Below are 21,688 nucleotides of genomic sequence, written 5' to 3'. Positions count from 1 at the left end.
GTGTCCCCCCACTACTCGATCATGCGCAGGAGTCGGTCGAACAGCGAACGGTTGTGACGCGTGTCCTCCAACGGGGGAGCGAGCTGAGCGAGCCTGTCCCAGTGGGCCAGTTCGTGCCGGGTGTGGACGGTGTCGGGATGGCCCTCACCTCGACGTCGTGTCAGGTGTGACAGCAGCTTGACCAGCGCGTCCCTCGCCCCGGCCGCATCCCCCGCGACCCCCCGCCACCGGGCCAGCTGGAACCGCACGCGGACGGTGCTCTGATGGTTTCTGCCCCTCACCCAGATCTGCATCGGCATCAGCTTGGCCAGTGCGTCCCTCGCCCCGGCCGCATCCCCCGCGATGCCCTGCCACTGGGCCAGCTGGAACCGAATGTCGACGATCCAGCGATCGTTCTTGATCGGTGACGCCATCTCGATCGCAAGCAGTTCGGCCAGTGCGTCCCTCGCGGCGGCCGGATCCCCCGCCTCCCCCTGCCACTGAGCCAGCCAGTACCGGGTGTGGACGGTGTTGGGATGGTCCTCACTCAGACGCCGTATCTGGATCGGCAGTAGTTCGGCCAGCGTGTCCCTCGCCCCGGCCGCATCCCCCGCCTCCCCCCGCCACTGGGCCAGCTCGCGCCAAGTGTGGAGGGTGTCGAGGTGGTCCTCGCCCAGCATCCGCTTCATGTCGTACAAGAGTTCGGTCAGCGCGTCCCTCGCCCCGGCCGCATCCCCCGCCTCCCCCTGCCGCTGAGCCAGCTCGTACCGGGTGGCGAACCTGTCGGAATGCTCGCCGCCCCAGGTGTGTGGGGAGGCGTCGGAGAGGGCGCCGGCCAGCCGGATGACTTCCCGGTGGTCGCCTCGTTCGGCTGCGGCTCGCGCGGCGGCCCTCGCTTCGGACGGTTTGTCCGTGATGAAGGTGCCGGGTGTCCGGTTGTCCGCCGGACTGTCCGGGACAACCTCTCCCCGATCGGGTTCTTGATCGAGGTCGTCGGTGATGCGCTGCAGTAGCTGGTCGTCCTCGTCGTTGACCTCGGATGCCCGGGCGAGGGCCTGTTCGATGTCGTCCCCGACCGGGTCTGCAGCGGCGCCGGGGTTCGTGAGCCGGGCGATCGCCGCGTCCGGGTAAGGGGTGTCGGTGGTGCCGGCGCGGAGCCTGTCGAGTTCGTCGGAGAGCTCGTCGACGCGTGCCTGGACTCGGGCGGCGAGTACTTCGGCCTGGCGCTGCTTCTCCTGAGCGCGTTGGAGTTCCTGTTCGGCGCGTTGTTCTTGTTCGCGTGCGCGGGTGAGCTGCTGCTGGGCCTGCCGCAGGACCTGGGGGTCGGCATGCGTGGTGCGGAGTTGGTCGCGTTCGGCGGTCAGGTCGGTGATCCGCCGCTCCAGCCTGTTGATCATGGTGAGGAGAACCATGACGAGCTTGGCGGAGTTTCCGGCGGTCTCCCTCAGTTGGTTCTGCTGCTCGAGGGACCGGGTCAGCCGGTCGTAGACCTCGACCAGCTGGGCGCGTAACTCTGCGAGTTCCGCAGCCGAGGAGGGGGCTGGAGTAGCCGGCTTCTGTGGGGCGGGGTGGTTGGCCGCCCGCAACAGCTGCTTGGCCTGGGCCAGTCGCCGCTCACGGAGCAGTGGCTCCGGAACCGTGACACGGATCAGGGCGGTCACGAACTTCTCGTCGGGCACCTTGCCGGCCAGCACATCGCTGATCTTGGTCTTGCTGAAACGGATTTCCGTTGCCAGCGTCTTCAAGGTCTTTCCGCTGACATCGACCTGCACGCGCAGGAACGACGCAAGCTCCTTTGCCTCTTCGGTCTCCGCCCGGATCGGCCCCCACGGCCGGCCGCCGCGCCCGCGTCCCGTCACCCCTGCCCCGCTCACCCGCTTGTCCCCGGACAACATCGCCTTTTCCGGACCTTACCTGCGTCAACACCCTGGACAGGCCTGAACTATCCAGTCAGGCAGCACAGTCTCCTCACCACACCACGCTCCGACCAAGGGGCACGGACAAGGAGCCGCTGATGAACGGGCTGGACACCCGAACCACTGTGCTGCTGCTGGCCGGCGCCGGCGCCACCTACATCGCCTTCCTCCACCCTGGCGTCGGCGTCGCCCTACTGGTCGGAATCGCCGTGATCACGGTGCTGCACCTGCTCATGAAGTGACCGAGCCACTGGCACCGATTGAACCTCCGAACCACTTCTTGGCCGCTCGAAGTACTCGAAGTAGCAGACTCCACCGTCCCGCAGCCCCGGACTCTGCAGCTTGCCACACGGCCCCGGACGCGGGGCAGTGTGGCAAGCTGCGGAACGCCGAAGTGCGGCAGTCCGGGAGTAACAGACTCCGGACCCCCTGTCCTGAGGGACAACCGCGACAGCAAGCGCCAGTGATCACAGCGCAGCGAGGACCGAGCGGCAGGGTGAGGCCGCGGTTCCCGACCCCGGGGGACGGCGGCGCGACCTCCGGGGCGAACCGCGCCGCGAAAAGCCTGCCCAACCCCTGCATCCTTGCTTGCCCAAGGCAACCGAAATCCGGTGTCCGGTCTCCGCCGTCGACAGCCTCGTCCGAGGCGGTGAGCCCCGGAGCGGCCCCGTCACCTCTTTCGTGGCCCCTCAATGGAACGCCTGGCACCCGGGTCCGGTACGGCGGTGTGCTCCGGGGTTTCGGGCACCGCTTGCGGCTCGGCCGCCACGCTGCCGAGCTCAGCGCACTCGCCGACCACCTCACCGCCCACGGCCCGGTACTGGAGATGCTCACCGCGCCCCGGCCCGTCATCTACGACCCCACCGGGCCGCAAGCCGCTGTTCGCCTTGGTCCCGGCGATGGCGGAGACCGAGCAGGAGAGCGTCAGGAAGCAGGGCTGCCCGCCGTCGCAGGCGGTGGAACCGGGCCGGCGCCGCTCCCCCACTCCGAGACGAAAGGCCGGAGCCCGCTCCGTACGCCGTTGTACGGTGCGGGCCCCGGTCTCAGCTCCGAGTGGGGGTTCAGCCCAGTCGGGCCACCAGCGCGCGGTACTCGTCCCACAGCTCCTTCGGGGTGTGGTCACCGAAGGTGTTGAGGTGCTCGGGGACCAGCGCGGCCTCCTCGCGCCAGACGTCCGCGTCGACCTTGAGCAGGAAGTCCAGGTCCTCGTCGGCCAGCTCCAGGCCGGCCGTGTCCAGGGACTCCCGGGTCGGGAGGATGCCGATCGGGGTCTCGACGCCCTCGGCCTTGCCCTCCAGGCGCTCCACGATCCACTTCAGCACGCGGCTGTTCTCGCCGAAGCCCGGCCAGACGAACTTGCCGGCGTCGTTCTTGCGGAACCAGTTCACGTAGTAGATCTTCGGGAGCTTGGACTCGTCGCCCCGTGCCGAGGCGTCCTGCCCGACCTTGATCCAGTGGGCCATGTAGTCGCCCATGTTGTAACCGCAGAAGGGCAGCATCGCGAACGGGTCGCGGCGCAGCTCGCCGACCTTGCCCTCGGCGGCGGCGGTCTTCTCGGAGGCGACGTTCGCGCCCAGGAAGACACCGTGCTGCCAGTCGAAGGACTCCGTCACCAGCGGGACGGCGGAGGCGCGGCGGCCGCCGAAGAGGATCGCCGAGATCGGCACGCCCTTCGGGTCCTCCCACTCCGGCGCGATGATCGGGCACTGTGCGGCCGGGACGGTGAAGCGGGCGTTCGGGTGGGCGGCCGGGACCCCGGACTCCGGGGTCCAGTCGTTGCCCTTCCAGTCGGTCAGGTGGGCCGGAGTCTCCTCCGTCATGCCCTCCCACCAGATGTCGTTGTCGTCGGTGAGCGCGACGTTGGTGAAGACCGCGTTGCCCCACAGGGTCTTCATGGCGTTGGCGTTGGTGTGCTCGCCGGTGCCGGGCGCGACGCCGAAGAAGCCCGCCTCGGGGTTGATCGCGTAGAGGCGGCCGTCCTCGCCGAACCGCATCCAGGCGATGTCGTCGCCGATCGTCTCGACGGTCCAGCCGGAGATCGTGGGCTCCAGCATGGCCAGGTTCGTCTTGCCGCAGGCGGACGGGAAGGCGGCGGCGACGTACTTCGACTCGCCCTGCGGCGGGGTCAGCTTGAGGATGAGCATGTGCTCGGCGAGCCAGCCCTCGTCGCGGGCCATGACGGACGCGATGCGCAGGGCGTAGCACTTCTTGCCGAGGAGGGCGTTCCCGCCGTAGCCCGAGCCGTAGGACCAGATCTCACGGGACTCGGGGAAGTGCGAGATGTACTTCGTGGAGTTGCACGGCCACGGCACGTCCTCCTGGCCCGGCTCCAGCGGTGCGCCCAGGGTGTGGACGGCCTTCACGAAGAAGCCGTCGGAGCCGAGCTCGTCGAGGACGGCCTGGCCCATCCGGGTCATGGTGCGCATGGCGACGGCGACGTAGGCGGAGTCGGTGATCTCGACGCCCAGAGCGGAGAGCGGAGAGCCGAGGGGGCCCATGCAGAAGGGGACGACGTACATCGTCCGGCCCTTCATCGAGCCGCGGAAGATGCCCTTCTCGCCGGAGAAGATGTCCCGCATCTCGGCGGGGGCCTTCCAGTGGTTCGTCGGGCCGGCGTCCGCCTCCTTCTCGGAGCAGATGAAGGTGCGGTCCTCGACGCGCGCCACGTCCGTGGGGTCGGAGGCGGCGTAGTAGGAGTTCGGGCGCTTGATCGGGTCCAGCTTCTTGAACGTGCCCCTGGCCACGAGTTCCTCGGCCAGGCGGTCGTACTCGGCCTCGGACCCGTCGCACCAGACCACCCTGTCCGGCTGCGTCAGAGCTGCGATCTCGTCGACCCAGGCGATGAGTTCCTGGTGGTTGGTGGGGACGTTGCCGGGAGCCGCGATGTCGCGCGCCACGATTGCTCCTAAAAGAAGGGTTTGAGGTTGTTGCCCCGTGGGGGCTGCGACCCGGATGCTTCGTAGCTGCTCATCCGGTGCCGACCGCACTCATCTGATCATCCGTGCCCGGTGCCCATATGTCCAGAGGACCTCTCACGTGAGCATTGCCACTCGGAGTCCGCTACCTACGGCCCCGTAGGTAGCATGCCGCCATGACTGCAGCTTCGCCCGACGTGAACGAGATCGATCCGCCGCCGGTGAAGCCGCGGTTGCGGGGCTGGCTGCACGCGGGGATGTTTCCCGCCGTGCTGATCGCGGGAATCGTCCTGACGGCACTCGCGGACTCGACCCGCGGCAGGATCGCCTGCGGCATCTACGTACTCACCGCCTGTCTGCTCTTCGGTGTGAGCGCGCTCTACCACCGGGGCACCTGGGGCCCCCGCGCGACGGCCGTCCTCCGCCGGCTGGACCACGCGAACATCTTCCTGATCATCGCCGGTACGTATACCCCGCTGACCCTGCTCCTCCTGCCGGACTCCACCGGGCGGGTGCTGTTGTGGGCGGTCTGGGCGGCAGCGGTTGCCGGAATCGCCTTCCGGGTCTTCTGGGTGGGCGCGCCGCGGTGGCTGTACACGCCCTGCTACATCGCGATGGGCTGGGCCGCGGTCTTCTTCCTGCCCGACTTCATGCGGAAGGGCGGCATCGCCGTCCTCGTGCTCGTGATCGTCGGCGGGCTGCTGTACAGCGCCGGCGGCGTGGTCTACGGGATGAAGCGGCCGAATCCGTCACCGCGCTGGTTCGGCTTCCACGAGGTCTTCCACTCCCTCACCCTGGCCGCCTTCGTCGTCCACTACGTGGGGATCTCCCTCGTCGCCTACCAGCACGCCTGAGGGGCCCCGCGGAGCGCGTGAACGGGTCACCGCCGCCGTGCCGGTGGCTGCGGCGGATGTCCGAGAATGACGGCCATGGCCCCCTCCGCACACCGTCCGCCCGCCGCAGGCCGGCCCCCGCTGGGGCTGCGTGAGCGCAAGAAGCTCAAGACCCGTGCGGCGATCCGCCGCGCCCTGTACCGGCTGGTCGCCGACCAGGGCTACGAGGCGACCACCATCGAGCAGATCGCGGCTGCCGCGGAGGTCTCCCCGTCCACGGTCTCCCGGTACTTCGCCACCAAGGAGGACATCGTCCTCACGGACGAGTACCACGCGGTGATGGAGGACATGCTGCGCAGGCGGCCGGCGGGTGAACCTCCCCTGGAGTCCCTGCGCTTCGTCGTCGCACACGCCGTCCGGACCCTCCTGGAGGAGGACCCGGACGGGATGTGCCTGCGTGCGAGGCTGCTGGTGGAGGTCCCGGCCGTACGGGCCCGGTCGGCCGAGACCACGGCCGAGACCTCGCTGCTGCTGTCCCGCGTCCTCGCCGAGCGGACCGGCCGCGACGCCGGCGACCTCGAGGTACGGGTCTTCACCGCCGCCGTGATGGCCGCGCTGCGCGAGGTCACGCTGCACTGGGCGGAGCGCGGCCGGCGGGACGACCTGGCCGCGCTCCTGGACCGTGCCCTCGACACTCTCGGGGACGGGCTGTCCCTCTGAGCGCGGGAAGAGGGCCGGCTACCTCCTCAGGTCCCCTTTCCCGCAGGTGCGACCGTCCCGGTCCGGGTCGAGCCGGAGTGGGTCGTCCTTGCCGTTGACCTTCAGCCGGCCGTACCCGTGCGCCGTGAGCCAGTCGCAGCGGGACCTGGTCGTCGCCTGCACCGGCGCGGGGAAGGCGAGCGGCACACAGACGTTGGCCGAGCCGTAGTGCCGGTCACAGCCCGCGACCTTCGGGCCGACCGGGGCCGAGGCCCTCTTCTTGCCGTTCTTCTTCGGGGACTTGGCGAGATCCCCCGCGAAGTCGTGGACGTGCGCGGACGGGGCGTCCTTCGCGGCCCGTGCCGCCGCGGACGGGGCCCCCAGGTGCACCCACTCGGCCACCGACGGGATCCCGTTGGCGTCCACGCCGAAGAGCATGTACCAGCCGGGCGGGGCCAGGTTGGGGTTGCTGGTGACGTTCAGGTCGATCGTCCGGTCGTCCACCACGCTCATCGGCAGGTCCACGAACCGCTGGTTCGGGTCCGAGGAGTGGGTGACCGCGGCCGGGCGGATCAGTTCCGCCTTGGCGATCGGCCGGTCCACCGTGATCCGCTGGGTGTCGCCGTACTGCCAGGCGCCGTCGATCACCGAAGTGATGCGCGGACGGGGGCCCTTCAGCAGGTACGGCGGGGTGTAGATCGACACGTTGTGGTTGTAGGTGCCGTTGCCGGGGTTGTCGCCCACGGCCATCACCCGGCCGTCGGGCAGCAGGAACGCCGACGAGTGGTAGGTGCGCGGGATCGGGTCGGCCGCGAGGCCCTCCTCGTAGGTGTTGGTCACCGGGTCGAAGAAGGACGCCTCGTACACCGGATCGGCCCGGTCGTGCATCCCGCCGCCGGTCTCCAGCACCTTGCCGTCGGGCAGCAGCACCGCGGAGACGAACATCTTGCCCTCGTCACCGGTCTGCGGGCGCTTGCCCTGGCCCTGGTCGACGAGGCCCTGCGGCAGCGGCGGACCGGCCGTGTACTGCGGGTTCGGCTCCTTGAGGTCGATGATGTCGGTGAGGCGGTTGGCCACCGGGTTGGTCTCGTTGTTGCCGCCGCCGATGGTGAGGACCCGCTGGTCCTGCGCCGGGGGCAGCAGCACGCTCGCGCTCTCGTCCCGCTGGTCCTTGTTCCGCAGGCCCGGCACGTCGGTGATGGTGTTGGCGTCGTAGTCGTAGATCGAGGCGCCGGTGCCGGGGGTGCCGTTGCCGAAGACATGGCTGCCGGAGTAGAAGAGCCGGCCGTCCTGCATCAGGATCATCGACGGGTACAGCCCCCAGAACGACCAGGTCTGGTTGACCTGGTGGAGCGGCAGCCACTTGTTCTCGGCGGCCGAGAACTTCTCCGCCGTCACATTGCCCGTCGAGTCCTCCTTCAGTCCGCCGAAGGAGATGACGTCACCGTTGCCGAGGATCGTCGCCGACGGGTACCAGTGGCCCCCGTTCATGTCGTTGGTCCGCGTGTACGTCTCGGTCACCGGGTCGAAGACGTACGAGTCCTTCAGGCCCTGGTAGCCGATCGTGCCGTCGGCGGACGGATACCCCTTGTTGCCGCTCATCACCAGCACCCGGCCGTCGGACAGCTGGACGTGGCCGGCGCAGAACATGTCGACGGGCGTCGGGATGTTCTTGTACGTCCCGGCCACCGGGTCGTACACGGCGGAGGTGAAGGTCCCCGCCTCGAACATCGCGGGGTCGTTGCCGGAGCCGGCGATGAGGAGCACCTTGCCGTTGTGCAGCACCACCGAGTGCATGGAGCGCACCGGGTTCTTCGTCGGCATGACGTCCCACCGGCCCTTGGCGCACTCCTCGGCCGTGGCCGTGCACACCGGGTCGGGCGTCGGCGGCGCGACCTCCTCCATCGCGTAGTCGTCGGTCGTGACGCTGCCGGTGCCGAAGACGGAGACGCCCCAGGTGATCTGGTCCGTGTTCGGCGGGATGGCCGGGGTGCGGACCTCGCTGCGGGTCCAGTCCCCCTCCATGGGGAGGGTGCGCAGATCGGTCCAGTACTGCCAGCCCGCGGTGGTGTCGTGGCGGAAGAGGGTGAGGGCCGTGTCCGGGGTCGTCGACTTGTACCAGAAGGACAGGTCGTACTGGCGCTCCGGGACGACGTGCGGCGCGCAGTCGGCCGACTCCGTGATGAGGGCCTTGCGGTCGCCGTCCAGCCGTCGGGTCAGCTCGACCTTCATGGCCGCGGAACCGGTGTGAGCGTCGGCGGTGGTGGTGAAGGTGAAGTCGTTGTCGCCCCAGCCCGACTTGGCCCAGCAGAAGGGCATGTCGCCGCTGCCGGGAGTCTCGAAGCCGGGGTTCCTGACGAGGTTGGGTCCCGCGGCGGCCGGCTGCTGCGCGGCGAGCAGCAGGCCCGCGGTCATGGCGGCGACGGTGAGCAGTGCGGTCGTTCTGCGGGTGCGTCCGGTGGGTCTGCGGGTGCGTCCGGGTGGTTTCAACTGGTGCTCCTTGCTGTACCTGTACGGCTCCTTGCGGTTCCGTCTCTGCGCGGCAGGTAGACGAGCGCCTCGGTCCCGGCGAACCGCAGGACGAACGTCGTGAGCAGCGCGAGCGTGGTGGCGGGCAGCACGGCCAGGTGGAACTGCCCGACGAGCAGGGCGATCAGCGGGATCCGCAGCACCAGGTCGGCGTTGGCGAGCAGTGCGAACCGGCCCACACGGTCCGCCCAGTGGCGGTGGTGGCGCCGGTCGCGGAACAGCAGCACCTCGATGAGGAGGAAGTTCCACAGCACGCCGAACTGGTTGGCGAGGATCTCGGCGGGCAGGTAGTGGACCCCGGCGGTCACCAGCGCGTGCAGCGCCAGCAGGTTGGGGACGAACCCGGTGAGCCCGATGACGCCGAAGGCGGCCATCCGGGCGAGAGGGGAGGCGGTGCGCAGCCCGACCAGGTGCCGCAGGAAGCGCAGGCCCTCCCGGGCCGTCGACTTGGACTCGCCCGCGAACCGGTCCTGGAAGACGAACGGCACCTCGGCGACCTCGCCCGGCCGGCAGCGCACGGCCAGCTCCAGCAGGATCTTGTAGCCCAGCGGCTTCAGCGCCTCGGCGGTCACCGCGGACCTGCGGATGGCGAAGAAGCCGCTCATCGGGTCGCTGATACCGCGCAGGGCCCGCGGGAAGAGGCCCTTGGCGAGCCAGGTCGCGCCGCGGGAGACCGCCACCCGGTAGCCGCCCGCGAGCCCGGCGCGGCTGCCGCCCGGAAGATAGCGGCTGGCGACGACGAGGTCGGCGGACTCCTTCTCGCCGGTGGCCACCAGATCCGGGACCAGGGACGGTGGATGCTGGAGATCCGCGTCCATGACCACGATCCAGTCGGACCCGGCGGCCTTCATCCCCTCGACGACCGCGCCGCCGAGTCCGCCCTCGGGCGACTCCCGGTGGATGACCGTGACGGGGAAGGGGCAGTCCTGCGCGGCCTCGCTGATCACGGCCGGAGTGTCGTCGGAGGAGTCGTCGACGAACACGACCTCGCAGGGGAGCCGCGCCGGCACCGAGTCGGTGAGCCGGTGCAGCAGTTCACGTACGTTCGCCGACTCGTTGAAGGTCGGGATCACGACGGTGACGGCTGCCGGTTCGGCGACCCCCGCGGTCTCGCCGAGCGTGTCCCCGAGCGCTTCCGGGCTGAAGCCCAGTCCGTCTGCCGAAGGCGTGTGATGGCTCGTCACTGGTGGTCAGCTCCCCCGATTTCGCGGATCTCGATGCGGTCCTCGCCCTCGCCGAAGACGGCGACCGGCGTGGAGTGCTCCAGCGCGTCCCTCACGTTGGGCAGGTCGCGTGCATCGCGGCGGACGGTCGGCGAGGCGACCACGTAGTCCAGGTCGCGCCAGCCGCGCGGCATGGTCTTCGTCACCGCCGGGTCGAGGTCGGCCTTGTAGAACCAGATGGCCCCGAGCCCCGGCTGGTACCCGGCGTGCACCAGGTCGAGCCAGAGGGCGTCGTCGACGAGCACGCGGGTGCGGGCGGGTTCGGCCACCTCGGTGCTCAGCCATTGCGCGGCGGCCCGGTACGGGGCATTGGCGTCGGCGGTCATCGCGGTGCGGTCGCCGTCGTACCAGCGCGGCACGACGTACACGGCCGCGGCGAGGGCGAGCGCGGCGGCCGCGGACCGGCGGGCGAAGGTGAGCGCCCGCGCCTCGCCGGGACTCCGCCACCGGCTCAGCACGGCGTGCCCGACGCTCGCGGCCCCGCCGGCCAGCACCAGCGCCAGGAACGGCAGCGCCTGGATGACGTACATCGCGGGCAGATAGCCCGACGGGCGCATGGCGACGGCCGCGAGGATGGCCACGGCGAGCGCGGGGCCGGCGAGCGCCCGCGCGGTCACCGACCAGCGCAGTGTGAGGAGCAGCAGCGCGGCGCCGGCGAGCCCGCCGACCGGCAGCACCCGGTCGTAGTAGAGCCAGGACCGGAGCACGCCGTTCGAGCCGGTGCCCTCGCTCAGGATGAACCCGGAGCCGGGCCGGCTCATCTGGTACGTGATGCCCTCCCACAGCGACACATGGCCTTCGCCCGGCAGCAGTTCGCCCTTGAGGAGCGCGAACAGCGGATAGGAGAAGCCGATCAGCGCGCAGGCGGTGACGGCGCCGGTGACCGCGAACTTGCGGGTGTCACGGTGGCTGAAGCGCCACATCGTCACCAGCAGCGCGGGCAGGACGACCAGCATGGTCTCCTTGGTGAGCACCCCGGTCGCGGCGGCGAGCCCGGCGCCGAAGTGGTGCCACAGATGGCGGCTGGGCGAGGCCGCCAGGCAGAACGCCAGCAACATCCACATCACGGCGAGGTTGTCGAGGAAGATCTCCCGCTGGAGGACCACGGACAGCGGCGAGAGCCCGAAGAGGACCATCGCCAGCCCGGCCGCCCAGCGAGGCAGCCAGAGCCGCCGCGCCAGCACGTAGAGGAGGACCGCGGAGGCAGCGCTGATGAGCAGCATCGCCCCGCGCATCGTGGCCACCGTCATCGCGTCGGGCGCGATGAGCGACGGGATCCAGGTCAGCCCGGCGAGCTGGATCCAGCCGAGGGGCGGATGGTCGTACCAGTACGTGTAGTGGGCCAGCCCCTCTCCCTGCTGGACCGCCCATGCCTGGGCGAGGTAGGTGCCCTCGTCGTCACTGAGGGTCGGGAAGTGCTGGATGTTCCAGCCCTGCACCAGCAGGATCGCCGTGAGCAGTGCTCCGCACAGCAGCAGGTCGGGCCGCGAGGACCGGAAGCGGACGACGGGCCGGACGGTGAGCCGTCGTGCGGGATCGGCGGGGCGGGCGGCCGCCACGGGTGGCGCCGCCGTGAGGGTGGAGGTCACGCGGGGACGTCCTCTCGGGTGAGATGCGCACCGACATGGCTGGTCAGCTCCCACTCGTTGCGGCCGCGCTGCTCGCGCCACACGGCCCGGACGGCCGCGCCCGCGAGGAGCACCTGGTAGAAGGGGCCGCCGGCGATGAGCTTGAGGTAGTGCGGGAGGCGGACCCGCAGTCCGTACTGGGTGCCGAAGTCGTGCAGGCCGACGATCTCGAAGACGAACGTCACCATGGCCGTGATCAGCGGCAGGAAGGTGAGGAAGGCGATGCCGACCGGCACGTCGAGCAGGAGCGCGGCGGCGGCGTTGACCGGGATGATCACGCCGGTGAACGCCTGCATGAACGGCGTCATCAGGGTGTAGCGGGCGAGCATGCGCTGCCCCAGCGTGGGCAGTTGCCTCCAGTCCTTCTTCCGGTACACCTGCAGGAAGCCCTGGTTCCAGCGGGTGCGCTGCTTCAGCAGCGACATCAGCGTGCCGGGGGTCTCCTCGCGGGTGACCATGTCGGCGTCGTAGGCGACGACGACCTTCTTGCCCCGGCTGGACAGGCGCACGCCGAGGTCGCAGTCCTCGGCCAGGCAGTTCTGGTCCCAGCCGCCTGCCTCGCGCAGCACGTCGGTGCGGACGAAGACGGTGTTGCCGCCGAGCGGGATGAAGCCCTTGGCGGCGTGCAGGTGGAGCCGGGAGCGGAACCAGAAGAAGTACTCCAGGCAGTTGCGCAGCGCGTACCACGAGGAGTGGAAGTTGATCAGCTGGACACCGCCCTGGACGACGTCGGCGCCGGTGGCGGTGAAGGCGTGGTCGACGTGGGCGAGGAGTTCCGGGTGGACCTGGTCCTCGGCGTCGAAGACTCCGACGACGTCCCCGCGGCAGTGCGGGAGGGCCGTGTTGAGGGCCTTCGGTTTGTTCTTGGTCTCGTGGGTGTCGACGACGACCCGCACCCGGTCGGGATCGCGGGACGCGGCCCGCGCGGCGACCTCCGTGGTCTCCGGGTCGTCGTGCCCGACGATGACGATGATCTCGAAGTCGCGGTGGCTGGACTCCAGCAGCCGGCTGATGGTGTGTTCCAGCACCAGTTGTTCGTGCCGGGCGGGCAGCAGCAGGGAGAACGACAGTCCCTCCGCGCCCGCCGGGCTCTCGAAGCGCGTCGACGCGAGCGTCTCCGGCGTGCGCCACGCGTGCATCTGCCACCAGAGCGTGAACGCCGCCATCCAGAAGAGCGCCAAGGAGATGGCGCCGATGAACAAGGACGTGAGCAATTGGCCCCCCAACGACAGGGGCGACCACCACGGCAGGCCCCCTCGCCCACCGTGCGGTTCCCCCTGAAACCCCCCTGCGCGGGCGCGGCGGAACCGCAGCACGGTCCCGCCGCATGCGCAGCTGCTGTGTCAGCGGTGAAGAGAATAGGGGGAATATGTGACCGACGTACGCCTGTTTCGATGAATGACGCGTTTCGGGCAGGCCACCGAAATCAACCGCAGGCGCTCACCCCTGGGAGCCCAACTCCACTCGGAGCGCCTCCACTTCGGTGACCGGTGCGGCGCACACGAAATGCCGGCAGACATAGGCGGCCGGCTTGCCGTCGACCAGCGGGCGGTCCGCGAGCAGCGGGAACTCGTCGCCGCCCGGTCCCCCCGCGGCGACCACCGCGCCCGGCGCCGTCCCCAGCAGCGCGGCCTTGTGCAGATTCCGCATCCCGGCGTCCCCCGGCACTCCGACGACCGCCACCTCCCGCGGACCGTCGAGCAGCGCCTCCGCGGCGGCGAGCCCCCAGCCGATGAACCGGGGGGCGCGCGGGCCGAGCGCCTTCACCACCCCCAACGCCCTTTCCGCCTCCGTGCGGTGGGCCTCCGAACCGGTGTGCGCGGCGTACGAGAGCAGCGCGCCGGCCGCGGCCGTCCAGCCGGAGGGCGCGGCGTTGTCCGTGGGGTCCTGGGGCCGCCGGATCAGCCGCTCGGCGTCGTGGGCCGTGTCGTACAACTGCCCCTCGGGACCGGTGAACCGGTCCAGGACGATGTCCAGCAGGAACCCCGCGAACTCAAGCCATGCACCCTCGCCGCTGACGGACGCGAGGGCGAGAAAGCCCTCGGCCACGTCGGCGTAGTCCTCCAGCACCCCCGCGTTGGCGCCGGCGTGGCCGTCCCTGGAGGTGCGGGTCAGCCGTGCGCCGTCGTCCATGTGCAGCCGCACGAGCAGATCGGCGGCCTCGGTGGCGCGCTCGACGAGGTCCGGACGGTCGAAGTAGCCGCCCACCTCGGCCAGGGCGGCGATCGCGAGACCGTTCCACGCGGCGACGATCTTGTCGTCGCGGCCCGGCCGCGGCCGCTGCTCCCGCGCGGCGAGCAGCCGCTCCCGTACGGACGAGACCCTCCCTGCGTCGGCGACGCCCGCGTCCTGCGGCAGTTGGAGCACGGACGAGCCGTGCTCGAACGTGCCCTCCTCGGTCACGCCGAAGTGCCGCACGGCGAACTCCGCGTCCTCCTCGCCCAGCACCTCCCTCAGCTGCCCCGGCGTCCAGACGTAGTACGCGCCCTCGGCGTGCTTCCCGGAACCGTCGGCAAGGGCGCTGTCGGCGTCGAGGGCGGAGGCGAAGCCGCCCTCCGGCGTCCTCAGTTCCCGCACCATGAAGTCGGCGGTCTCCAGGGCGACGCGGCGGGCCAGGTCGCTGCCGGTGATCCGCCAGAGATGGGCGTACACCCGGCAGAGCAGCGCATTGTCGTAGAGCATCTTCTCGAAGTGCGGGATCACCCATTCGCGGTCCACCGAGTACCGGGCGAAGCCACCGCCGAGCTGGTCGTAGATCCCGCCCCGGGCCATCGCCTCGCAGGTGTCGGCGGCCATCTGCAGCGCCCCCTCGGCGCCCGTGCGCGCATGGTGCCGCAGCAGGAACTCGAGGACCATCGACGGCGGGAACTTCGGCGCACCGCCGAAGCCGCCGTGCGCCGGGTCGTACTCCCGGGTGAGGCCGAGCAGCGCCTGGGCGAGCTCCTCCTCCCCCGGGGTCCCCTGTCCCCCGTACGCCAGGGTCCGGCCCGCCAGGTCGCGGACGATCTTCCCGGCCACCTCGTCGACCTCGCCGCGGCGGTCGGTCCAGGCGGCGGTGACGCCTTCCAGGATCTGGCGGAACGACGGCATGCCGTGCCGCGGGGCCGGCGGGAAGTAGGTGCCGAAGTAGAACGGCTCGGCCCCGGGCGTGAGGAACACGGTCATGGGCCATCCGCCCTGGCCGGTGGCGGACTGCACGGCCTCCATGTAGACGGCGTCCACGTCGGGACGCTCCTCGCGGTCGACCTTGACGGACACGAAGTGCTCGTTGAGGTATTCCGCGGTGGCGTCGTCCTCGAAGGACTCGTGGGCCATGACATGGCACCAGTGGCAGCTCGAGTAGCCCACGCTGAGCAGAACGGGAACGCCCCGCCTTCTGGCCTCCTCGAACGCCTCGGACGACCAGGGCCACCAGTCGACCGGGTTGTCGGCGTGCTGGAGGAGATAGGGGGACGTCTCATGGGCCAGGCGATTGGGCATACCCCAATCCTCGCGCACCCAGCGGAGGGCTGCCCATCCGGCACGACCACGGCGGCGCGCGGGCCGCACGGCTCGGGCGGGAGGCGGCACGCCCAGGCAGGGGACCGCACGGCGGAGCGGGGAGAGACCCGCATCTCTCCCCGCTCCCGCCGGGCCGGGCCGTCGCCGGTCCGGCGCGCCGGAGGCTCGGCTGCCGTCCGGCGGCCGGCGGCGGCTCCCGGGTGGCTGTCGGCAGGAAGCAGCGCAGTGAGACTTCGTGAGAACCACCCGGAGCCGCCGCTCATCCGACGGTCTCTGTCCTCGTGGTGTCCTCCTCCTCGCAGTCGGGCCAGGGGACTTGGATGTCTGTCAGAGGGGCCTCCCTTCGTGGCCGCGGTGTCCGTTACCGAGCGGCTGCCCTGGGCAACCACGGGCAAACGCCCTCCAAACGGGTGAAGTCGACCGTCACGACGGCCTCCGGGGAGGTGACGGAACCCCCCGCGAAGCGGCTTGATCGCCGGACTCCCTCGCATCGGCGCACGTCTCGCAGGACACTTGGCACCTGAACGGAAGCGGAAGCTCTCGGAGGGGGATCCACATGCGGGACAGCCATCGGGCGGAAGCCGAGGGGCTGTTGGCACGGGCCGTCGAGGAGGAGGTGCGCCGCTCCGGCGGCAGAGCGGACTCCTCGGCGCTGCTCTCACGCGGCCGCGAGGCACTGGAGACGATGGCGGCCGGCGCGGACGAGGAGTACGCGGCGTACCTCCACGCGGTGGAGGAGGCGGAGGCCGGTCACTCGTCCCTGGCGGAGCGGTTCAGCAGGCAGGACATGTCGACTCCCGTACTGGTGACCGCTGTTGCCGCGGTCGCCGCCATCGGCGCGGACATGGCCCTGGGCACGGCGACGGGCACGGCCCTCGGCGCCGGGGCCGTCGTCGCGGTGGCCGGAGCGGCGGCGACCGTCGCCAAGGTGACCGCCTCCCACTGGCCGGCGGCGCATCGCAGAGCCGGTGCGCTCGGACAGCCGGGCGGGCCCGAGCAGTTGCGGCTCCAGTGGCTGACCGCACTGGAGGTCCGGGGCATCCGCCCGTTCCTGGACCAGCAGCGGATGCTGACGGCCGCCACCGCCCGCCCGGTGAAGAAGACGGTGGCGGGCCCGCCGTTGCGCGGGGCGGACCGCAGCCAGGCGGCTCGGCGGCGCAATGTCCTGGAGCAGTCGTTCGCCCATCTTCCGGTGCCCGCAGGGCCGTTCGCCGGGCGCCGGGAGGCGATGGCGCAGATCGCCCGGTGGGTGCACGCGGCGCGGGCGTCGACGGAGACGAAGCCCACGGTCGTGGTGCTGTACGGCGAGCCCGGGTCGGGCCGCACGACGCTCGCTGTACGGGCCGCCCGCGAGCTGAAGGACCAGTTCCGGGGCGCGTGCCTGGTGGATCTGCGCGGGGGCTCCGCGGGTGAGCAGCCGCTGTCGACTCGGGACGCGCTGCTGCACCTGCTGAACCGGCTCGGCGCGCCCCGCGAGCAACTGCTCTTCCGGGAACGGTCGTCGGCGGAGCAGCAGGTGCGGCGCCTCGGCGAGCTGTACCACCAGTACCTGACCGGCCTGCCCGTCACCGTCGTCCTGGACGACGCGAGCGACGCCGAGCAGGTCCGGACGCTCGTCCCGGAGCGCTCGGACAGTCTGGTGCTGGTGACCGCGAGGGAGCCGCTGGAGCTCCCGGAGGACGTCCCGGCGTGGGTGCACCGGATGCCGGTGGAGGCCCTGGACGCGGCCGCCGCCGAGGAACTGCTCGCGTCGTCGGCCGAGGAGCCGTTGGAGGGCCCCTACGACTCCCGCTCGATGGACACGATCCGGGAGCTGTCCGGCGGGCTGCCGCTGGCACTGCGGATCGCTGGCTCGTCCCTGGGCGCCCGGACCCCGCACGCCCTGGCCTCCGACCTCGGCGCGTACGGCCCGGTGGGCCCGGTGGAGCGGGCGCTGTGGCTGCGTTACACGGACCTCCCGGACCAGGGCCGCAGGCTGCTGCGCAGGCTCGCGCTCGCGGGCCGGGCGTCCCTGGGGGCGGCCGCTGCGTCTGCGCTGCTGGGCACGGACGAGACCGAGGCCCTGCGGCTGCTGTCGGAGCTGGCGCGGGCGGGGCTGCTGGACCATGTGCGCGGGGGTGCCCCGGCACCGCCGGGGGTCCCTCCGCGCCCGCAGGGCGCACAGGGAGGGGGCGGCGAGCGCTACCGGCTGCACGACGCCGTTCGGGCCTTCGCGCAGGCGCGGCTGCTGGACGAGGAGGAGCAGGCGGAACGCACGGCCGCCCAGGAGCGGTTGATCATCGGGTACGCGGAACTGGCGGACACGGTGATCCGGCTGGTGGACGGGAAGACCTCCACCCGTGCCGACATGTTCGCCCGGACCTCGGCCGGTCACGGCTTCGCCTCGCTGGAGGCGGCGCTGCGCTGGCTGGACGACGAGTCGAGCTTCATCACCGCGGCGCTCCGGCACGCCGAGGGGGTGGACCAGCAGGCCGTGCTGAATCTCCTGGGGGCCCTGTGCGACTACTGCCTGCTGCGCGGCGACCTCTACCGGCTCGGGGAGATCAACGAGCTGACGCAGGCCGTCGACCAGGGCCTGCTGGTCCGGTCGGTGCAGTGGCGCACCGGTATCGCCGCCCGGCAGCTCGGTGAGCTGGACAAGGCGCGCACCACCCTGTCGTCGGTGGTGAACCTGTACCGCGAGGCGCAGCACGAAGCGGGCGCGGCCCGGGCCCTGTGCTCCCTCGGCATCACGCTGCACCACCAGGGCAATCTGACCGAGGCGTCGGTGAAGCTCCGCGAGGCGATCGAGCTGCAGTCGGCCGAGGAGCTGGCGGCCGACCGGGCGTGGACCCTGCACGCGCTGGCGGCGGTGGAGCGGGACCGGGCCAACATCGCCGAGGCCCGGACGCTGCTCACGACCGCCGTCCGGCTGCACCGGGAGAGCGAGTCGCTGCACGGCGAGGCGTGGTCCCACTTCCAGTTCGGCCAGGTGCATCTGCGCATGGGCGCCGTACCGGAGGCGGAGTCGGCCCTGCGGCTCGCACTCGACCTGTACGGGCGCACCCAGGACGAGCGGGGCGAGGCGTGGGCGCTGACCCAGCTGGCGCGCGCCCGGCTGGTGGACGGCGATCCGTCACCGGCGGTGGAGCAGCTGAACCAGGCCCTCGCCCGGCATCGCGAGAACGAGGACGCGCGCGGTGAGGCGTGGACGCTGTACTACCTGGGCCAGGCCCTGGAGGAACGGGGCGAGCGCGACCAGGCGGTGCGTGAACTGGAGCGCGCCCGGACGATGTTCTCCCGGATGCGGGACGTGTACGGGCTGGCCTGCGCCCGGCACCACTCCGGCCGTGCCACCCGGGACCAGCGCGCGGCGCAGACCGGCAATCTCCGCAACTCCGGTTTCGCCCGCCAGCTCCTGGTCGACGCCCGGGCGGACTTCCAGCGCATCCGGCTGGCCCACGGGGAGGCCTGGACCTGTCTGGAACTGGCCGTGATCGACGCGGGAAACAGCCGGCCCGCCCAGGCCCTGGCGCTCTGCGAGGAGGCGGCCGGGCTGTTCGCCTCCTACGGCGACCGCCGGGGAGCCGACTGGGCCGGCTTCCTGCGCTGCACGCTGCTGCCGTACGCCTCTGCGGGCGGGGTGGAGGTGGGCACGGTCGTCGCGCAGGAGGAGCTGACCGCGCTGCGCGAGGGGCCCCACCCGGCCCGCGACGGCCGGCTGGAGGACTGCATGGAGGCGTTCGCCCTCGTCCTGGAGCGCGGGGTGCGGCTGGAGGACGACTGGCAGGCGTGGCAGCTCGGCATGGTGCCCGGCCGGCACGCCCGGGAGGTGATGGGGGTGCCGGTGGGCTGAACCCGCCGGCGGACGCTCTCGCCGGCGCGGCAGGGCCGGTGTGCCGCCTTCGTACGCGAAAGCCGGGCGTGGCCCGGGTCACGCGCGGAAGTCCCCTGTGCTCTAGGGCACGCGGCCCTCGGTGCGCCGGCTCGGGCGCCGGCGTCCGGGGTCCTGAACACCGGGCGGGCGCCGGGCCGGCGGGCTCGGCGCCCGGGACGCGAGGCTATTCGGCCTTCGCCGTCCCGGCGGTGCCGGGGCGGTTGGCGCCGCCCGCCGCCGTCGCGGCCGGTGCCGGGTTCTCCTCGAAGTTCACGCGGTTCATGTGGCGGTTCATCGACTTCATCAGCAGCCAGACGCCGGCCGCCATCACCGCGAAGACGATGAACCCGAGGACGCCGGGCGTCACCTTGTTCTCGTCGAGCTCCTTGGCGAGAGGGACGAGGTGCGTCATCGCCAGGCCTGTGCTGCTCATCGGTCGCTCCTTGTGTGGATGTACCGACCATACCCGGGCGTCCGCGACGCCTTCTCCCGGCCCACCCCGGGCCGGGAGGAGGTGTGGTGGGGCCGGGAGAACGGCCGGGTCAGGCCTGCTCGCGGACTCCGGCGAACAGGTCGTCCTCGGGCAGGGAGGTGTCGACGAGGGACTTGGCGAGCTCGTACTCCTCGGTCGGCCACACCTCCTTCTGGATCCCCATCGGGACGCGGAACCAGCCCCCGTCCGGGTCGATCTGGGTGGCGTGGGCGATCAGCGCCCGGTCGCGGGTCTCGAAGAAGTCGGCGCACGGCACGAACGTGGTGAGGGTCCGCTCGGCGCGCTGGAACTCCTTCCAGCGCTCCAGCCACTCGCCGTACGGGGACTCCAGGCCGCGCTCGAGCAGGGCCTCGTGGAGGGCTACGGTGCGCGGGCGGTTGAAGCCCTGGTTGTAGTACAGCTTCAGCGTCTGCCAGGCCGGGCCGTACTCGGACTCGGGGTACTTCTCGGTGTCGGCCGCGCCCTCGAAGGCCACCATCGTGATCTTGTGGGTCATGATGTGGTCCGGGTGCGGGTAACCGCCGTTCTCGTCGTACGTGGTGACGACCTGCGGGCGGAAGGCGCGGATCTTCCGCACCAGCTCGCCGGCCGCCTTGTCGACGTCCTCCAGCGCGAAGCAGCCCTCGGGCAGCGGGGGGAGCGGATCGCCCTCCGGCAGGCCGGAGTCGACGAAACCGAGCCACTCCTGCTTCACGCCCAGGATCTCGCGGGCTTCGTCCATTTCCTTGCGGCGTACCTCGTGGATGTTCTCCTCGATGTACCTGTCGCCCTGGAGCTTGGGGTTGAGGATGGAGCCGCGCTCGCCTCCCGTGCAGGTCACGACCAGCACGTCCACCCCCTCGGACACGTACTTGGCCATCGTGGCCGCACCCTTGCTCGACTCGTCGTCGGGGTGGGCGTGGACGGCCATCAGTCGCAGCTGCTCAGTCAAGACTCGATCCTCGGTGATGTGTCGCATCGGACGGCTTCTATAGTGACGGAAACCGGGGGGCGAAAATTCCGGCGTCTTTCCGGGAATGAGAGGACGATCATGGGCGCGGTGCGCGAAGGACTTCCCGAGGGCCGTTACGGGCGCTCGGCGGACGAACGCGCCGACCGCAAGCTCAAGATCATCGGCGCGGTGCTCGGCGCCGGCTTCCTCGCCATGATCGCCTGGTTCGGCTACGACTACGTGTCGGGCCAGCGGATCAGCGCCGAGGTCATCAAGTTCGACGTCACCGCGGAGGACCGGGTCCAGGTCCATCTGGAAGTCCGCAAGGAAGCCGGCGCCCAGGGCTACTGCACCCTGCGCTCGCGCGCCGAGGACGGCTCCGAGGTCGGCCGGCGGGACGTCCGCTTCGACATGCGCGAGACGCGGGTGGACCGGGTCGTCACCGTGCGTACGACGGCGAAGGCGACGAGTGCGGAACTCGCGGGCTGCACCGCGGACGACGGGCCGAAGGGCTGACGTTTTCCCGGCCCTGTCGGCGCTGACCTGCACCGACGCAATTTTCAGAGCTTTCGGTCCTCCCCCTTTTCGTCGCCAATTGTTAGGCTCGTGGTTTCGCCCACTCGTGGAGGTACATCCTTCTGGGTAGGGCGATGCTTTGTATCCCCAGTACCTACGAGGAGCACCTGTGACCCAGACCAGCGAGAACGTCACCTGGCTCACCCAGGAGGCGTACAACCAGCTCAAGGCCGAGCTGGAGTACCTGTCTGGTCCCGCGCGCGTCGAGATCGCGAAGAAGATCGAGGCGGCCCGTGAGGAGGGCGACCTGCGGGAGAACGGCGGGTACCACGCGGCCAAGGAGGAGCAGGGCAAGCAGGAGCTCCGGGTGCGCCAGCTGACCCAGCTCCTGGAGAAGGCCAAGGTCGGCGAGGCTCCGGCGGACAACGGCACGGTGGCCCCCGGCATGGTCGTGAAGGTCGCCTTCGACGGCGACGAGAGCGACACCGAGACCTTCCTGCTCGCTTCCCGCGAGTACGCGTCGGGCGACATCTCGACGTACTCGCCGCAGTCCCCGCTCGGCTCGGGCGTGAACGGCAAGAAGGTCGGCCAGGACGCGGAGTACGAGCTTCCCAACGGCAAGACGGCCATGGTGAGGATCCTCGAGGCCAAGCCGTACCAGGGCTGAGC

General features: G+C 70.9%; 15 protein-coding genes. 6 read left to right on the top strand and 9 right to left on the bottom strand.

Annotation, left to right across the window (positions count from 1 at the left end; translation table 11 throughout):
- Positions 1-11: 11 nt before the first annotated feature.
- Positions 12-1,724, bottom strand: a complete 1,713-nt coding sequence (locus BLT82_RS03850; RefSeq protein WP_167745952.1) for a tetratricopeptide repeat protein — start codon at positions 1,722-1,724, stop codon at positions 12-14.
- Positions 1,725-1,993: 269 nt separating this feature from the next.
- Here BLT82_RS03850 and BLT82_RS37025 point away from each other — a divergent pair, with 269 nt between their 5' ends.
- Positions 1,994-2,137: a hypothetical protein gene (locus tag BLT82_RS37025; RefSeq protein WP_167745951.1), complete on the top strand. Its 144-nt coding sequence runs from the start codon at positions 1,994-1,996 to the stop codon at positions 2,135-2,137.
- 819 nt (positions 2,138-2,956) lie between these two features.
- Here the strand turns inward: BLT82_RS37025 and BLT82_RS03840 are convergent.
- The gene (locus BLT82_RS03840; protein ID WP_093652375.1) at positions 2,957-4,792 is read right to left on the bottom strand and encodes a phosphoenolpyruvate carboxykinase (GTP); all 1,836 of its coding nucleotides are present in this window, start codon (positions 4,790-4,792) and stop codon (positions 2,957-2,959) included.
- Positions 4,793-4,986: 194 nt separating this feature from the next.
- On the opposite strand from BLT82_RS03840, the gene trhA reads away from it, so the two are divergent.
- Together trhA and BLT82_RS03830 are read left to right on the top strand one after the other, a co-directional pair.
- The gene (gene trhA, locus BLT82_RS03835) at positions 4,987-5,664 is read left to right on the top strand and encodes a PAQR family membrane homeostasis protein TrhA (protein ID WP_208867688.1); all 678 of its coding nucleotides are present in this window, start codon (positions 4,987-4,989) and stop codon (positions 5,662-5,664) included.
- 75 nt (positions 5,665-5,739) lie between these two features.
- A complete protein-coding gene (locus BLT82_RS03830; RefSeq protein ID WP_093652671.1) occupies positions 5,740-6,363 on the top strand; it encodes a TetR/AcrR family transcriptional regulator in 624 nt (207 codons plus the stop codon).
- An 18-nt stretch (positions 6,364-6,381) separates the two neighbouring features.
- Here BLT82_RS03830 and BLT82_RS03825 read toward each other — a convergent pair whose 3' ends face one another.
- The 5 genes from BLT82_RS03825 to BLT82_RS03805 all read right to left on the bottom strand — a co-directional run bounded on the left by BLT82_RS03825 (position 6,382) and on the right by BLT82_RS03805 (position 15,202).
- Entirely contained in the window at positions 6,382-8,757 is a 2,376-nt protein-coding gene (locus BLT82_RS03825) for a galactose oxidase early set domain-containing protein (protein WP_093652670.1), read from the bottom strand.
- A 71-nt stretch (positions 8,758-8,828) separates the two neighbouring features.
- Positions 8,829-10,055 (bottom strand): glycosyltransferase, encoded by a 1,227-nt coding sequence (locus tag BLT82_RS03820; protein WP_093652373.1) that lies wholly within the window; start codon positions 10,053-10,055, stop codon positions 8,829-8,831.
- Positions 10,052-11,683, bottom strand: a complete 1,632-nt coding sequence (locus BLT82_RS03815; RefSeq protein WP_093652372.1) for an ArnT family glycosyltransferase — start codon at positions 11,681-11,683, stop codon at positions 10,052-10,054. The genes BLT82_RS03820 and BLT82_RS03815 overlap by 4 nt, the downstream gene beginning before the upstream one ends.
- Entirely contained in the window at positions 11,680-12,936 is a 1,257-nt protein-coding gene (locus tag BLT82_RS03810) for a glycosyltransferase (RefSeq protein WP_093652371.1), read from the bottom strand. Before BLT82_RS03810 ends, BLT82_RS03815 begins: the two co-directional genes overlap by 4 nt.
- A 226-nt stretch (positions 12,937-13,162) precedes the next feature.
- Entirely contained in the window at positions 13,163-15,202 is a 2,040-nt protein-coding gene (locus BLT82_RS03805; protein WP_167745950.1) for a thioredoxin domain-containing protein, read from the bottom strand.
- A 577-nt stretch (positions 15,203-15,779) separates the two neighbouring features.
- On the opposite strand from BLT82_RS03805, the gene BLT82_RS03800 reads away from it, so the two are divergent.
- Complete coding sequence (locus BLT82_RS03800; RefSeq protein WP_093652369.1) at positions 15,780-19,058, top strand: tetratricopeptide repeat protein; 3,279 nt, start codon at positions 15,780-15,782, stop codon at positions 19,056-19,058.
- Positions 19,059-19,263: 205 nt separating this feature from the next.
- Here BLT82_RS03800 and BLT82_RS03795 read toward each other — a convergent pair whose 3' ends face one another.
- Complete coding sequence (locus BLT82_RS03795) at positions 19,264-19,512, bottom strand: hypothetical protein (protein WP_093652368.1); 249 nt, start codon at positions 19,510-19,512, stop codon at positions 19,264-19,266.
- Between the two features lie 109 nt (positions 19,513-19,621).
- Positions 19,622-20,503, bottom strand: a complete 882-nt coding sequence (gene mca, locus BLT82_RS03790) for a mycothiol conjugate amidase Mca (protein ID WP_093652367.1) — start codon at positions 20,501-20,503, stop codon at positions 19,622-19,624.
- A 99-nt stretch (positions 20,504-20,602) separates the two neighbouring features.
- On the opposite strand from mca, the gene BLT82_RS03785 reads away from it, so the two are divergent.
- Both BLT82_RS03785 and greA read left to right on the top strand, forming a co-directional pair.
- Complete coding sequence (locus BLT82_RS03785; protein ID WP_093652366.1) at positions 20,603-21,019, top strand: DUF4307 domain-containing protein; 417 nt, start codon at positions 20,603-20,605, stop codon at positions 21,017-21,019.
- Positions 21,020-21,188: 169 nt separating this feature from the next.
- Positions 21,189-21,686, top strand: a complete 498-nt coding sequence (gene greA, locus BLT82_RS03780) for a transcription elongation factor GreA (protein ID WP_093652365.1) — start codon at positions 21,189-21,191, stop codon at positions 21,684-21,686.
- Positions 21,687-21,688 lie beyond the last annotated feature (2 nt).

The organism is Streptomyces wuyuanensis (assembly GCF_900103455.1).
In the GTDB taxonomy this organism is placed as follows: domain Bacteria; phylum Actinomycetota; class Actinomycetes; order Streptomycetales; family Streptomycetaceae; genus Streptomyces; species Streptomyces wuyuanensis.
The sequence above is the reverse complement of the archived record's forward strand: the minus strand, read 5'-3'. Positions and strand labels throughout refer to the sequence as shown.

Bases quoted from the DNA above. Each gene is read 5' to 3' on its own strand.
- BLT82_RS03825 (WP_093652670.1), bottom strand. From the start codon at position 8,757: ATGACCGCGGGCCTGCTGCTCGCCGCGCAGCAGCCGGCCGCCGCGGGA.
- BLT82_RS03800 (WP_093652369.1), top strand. From the start codon at position 15,780: ATGCGGGACAGCCATCGGGCGGAAGCCGAGGGGCTGTTGGCACGGGCC.
- BLT82_RS37025 (WP_167745951.1), top strand. From the start codon at position 1,994: ATGAACGGGCTGGACACCCGAACCACTGTGCTGCTGCTGGCCGGCGCC.
- BLT82_RS03805 (WP_167745950.1), bottom strand. From the start codon at position 15,202: ATGCCCAATCGCCTGGCCCATGAGACGTCCCCCTATCTCCTCCAGCAC.
- BLT82_RS03785 (WP_093652366.1), top strand. From the start codon at position 20,603: ATGGGCGCGGTGCGCGAAGGACTTCCCGAGGGCCGTTACGGGCGCTCG.
- BLT82_RS03795 (WP_093652368.1), bottom strand. From the start codon at position 19,512: ATGAGCAGCACAGGCCTGGCGATGACGCACCTCGTCCCTCTCGCCAAG.
- trhA (WP_208867688.1), top strand. From the start codon at position 4,987: ATGACTGCAGCTTCGCCCGACGTGAACGAGATCGATCCGCCGCCGGTG.
- BLT82_RS03830 (WP_093652671.1), top strand. From the start codon at position 5,740: ATGGCCCCCTCCGCACACCGTCCGCCCGCCGCAGGCCGGCCCCCGCTG.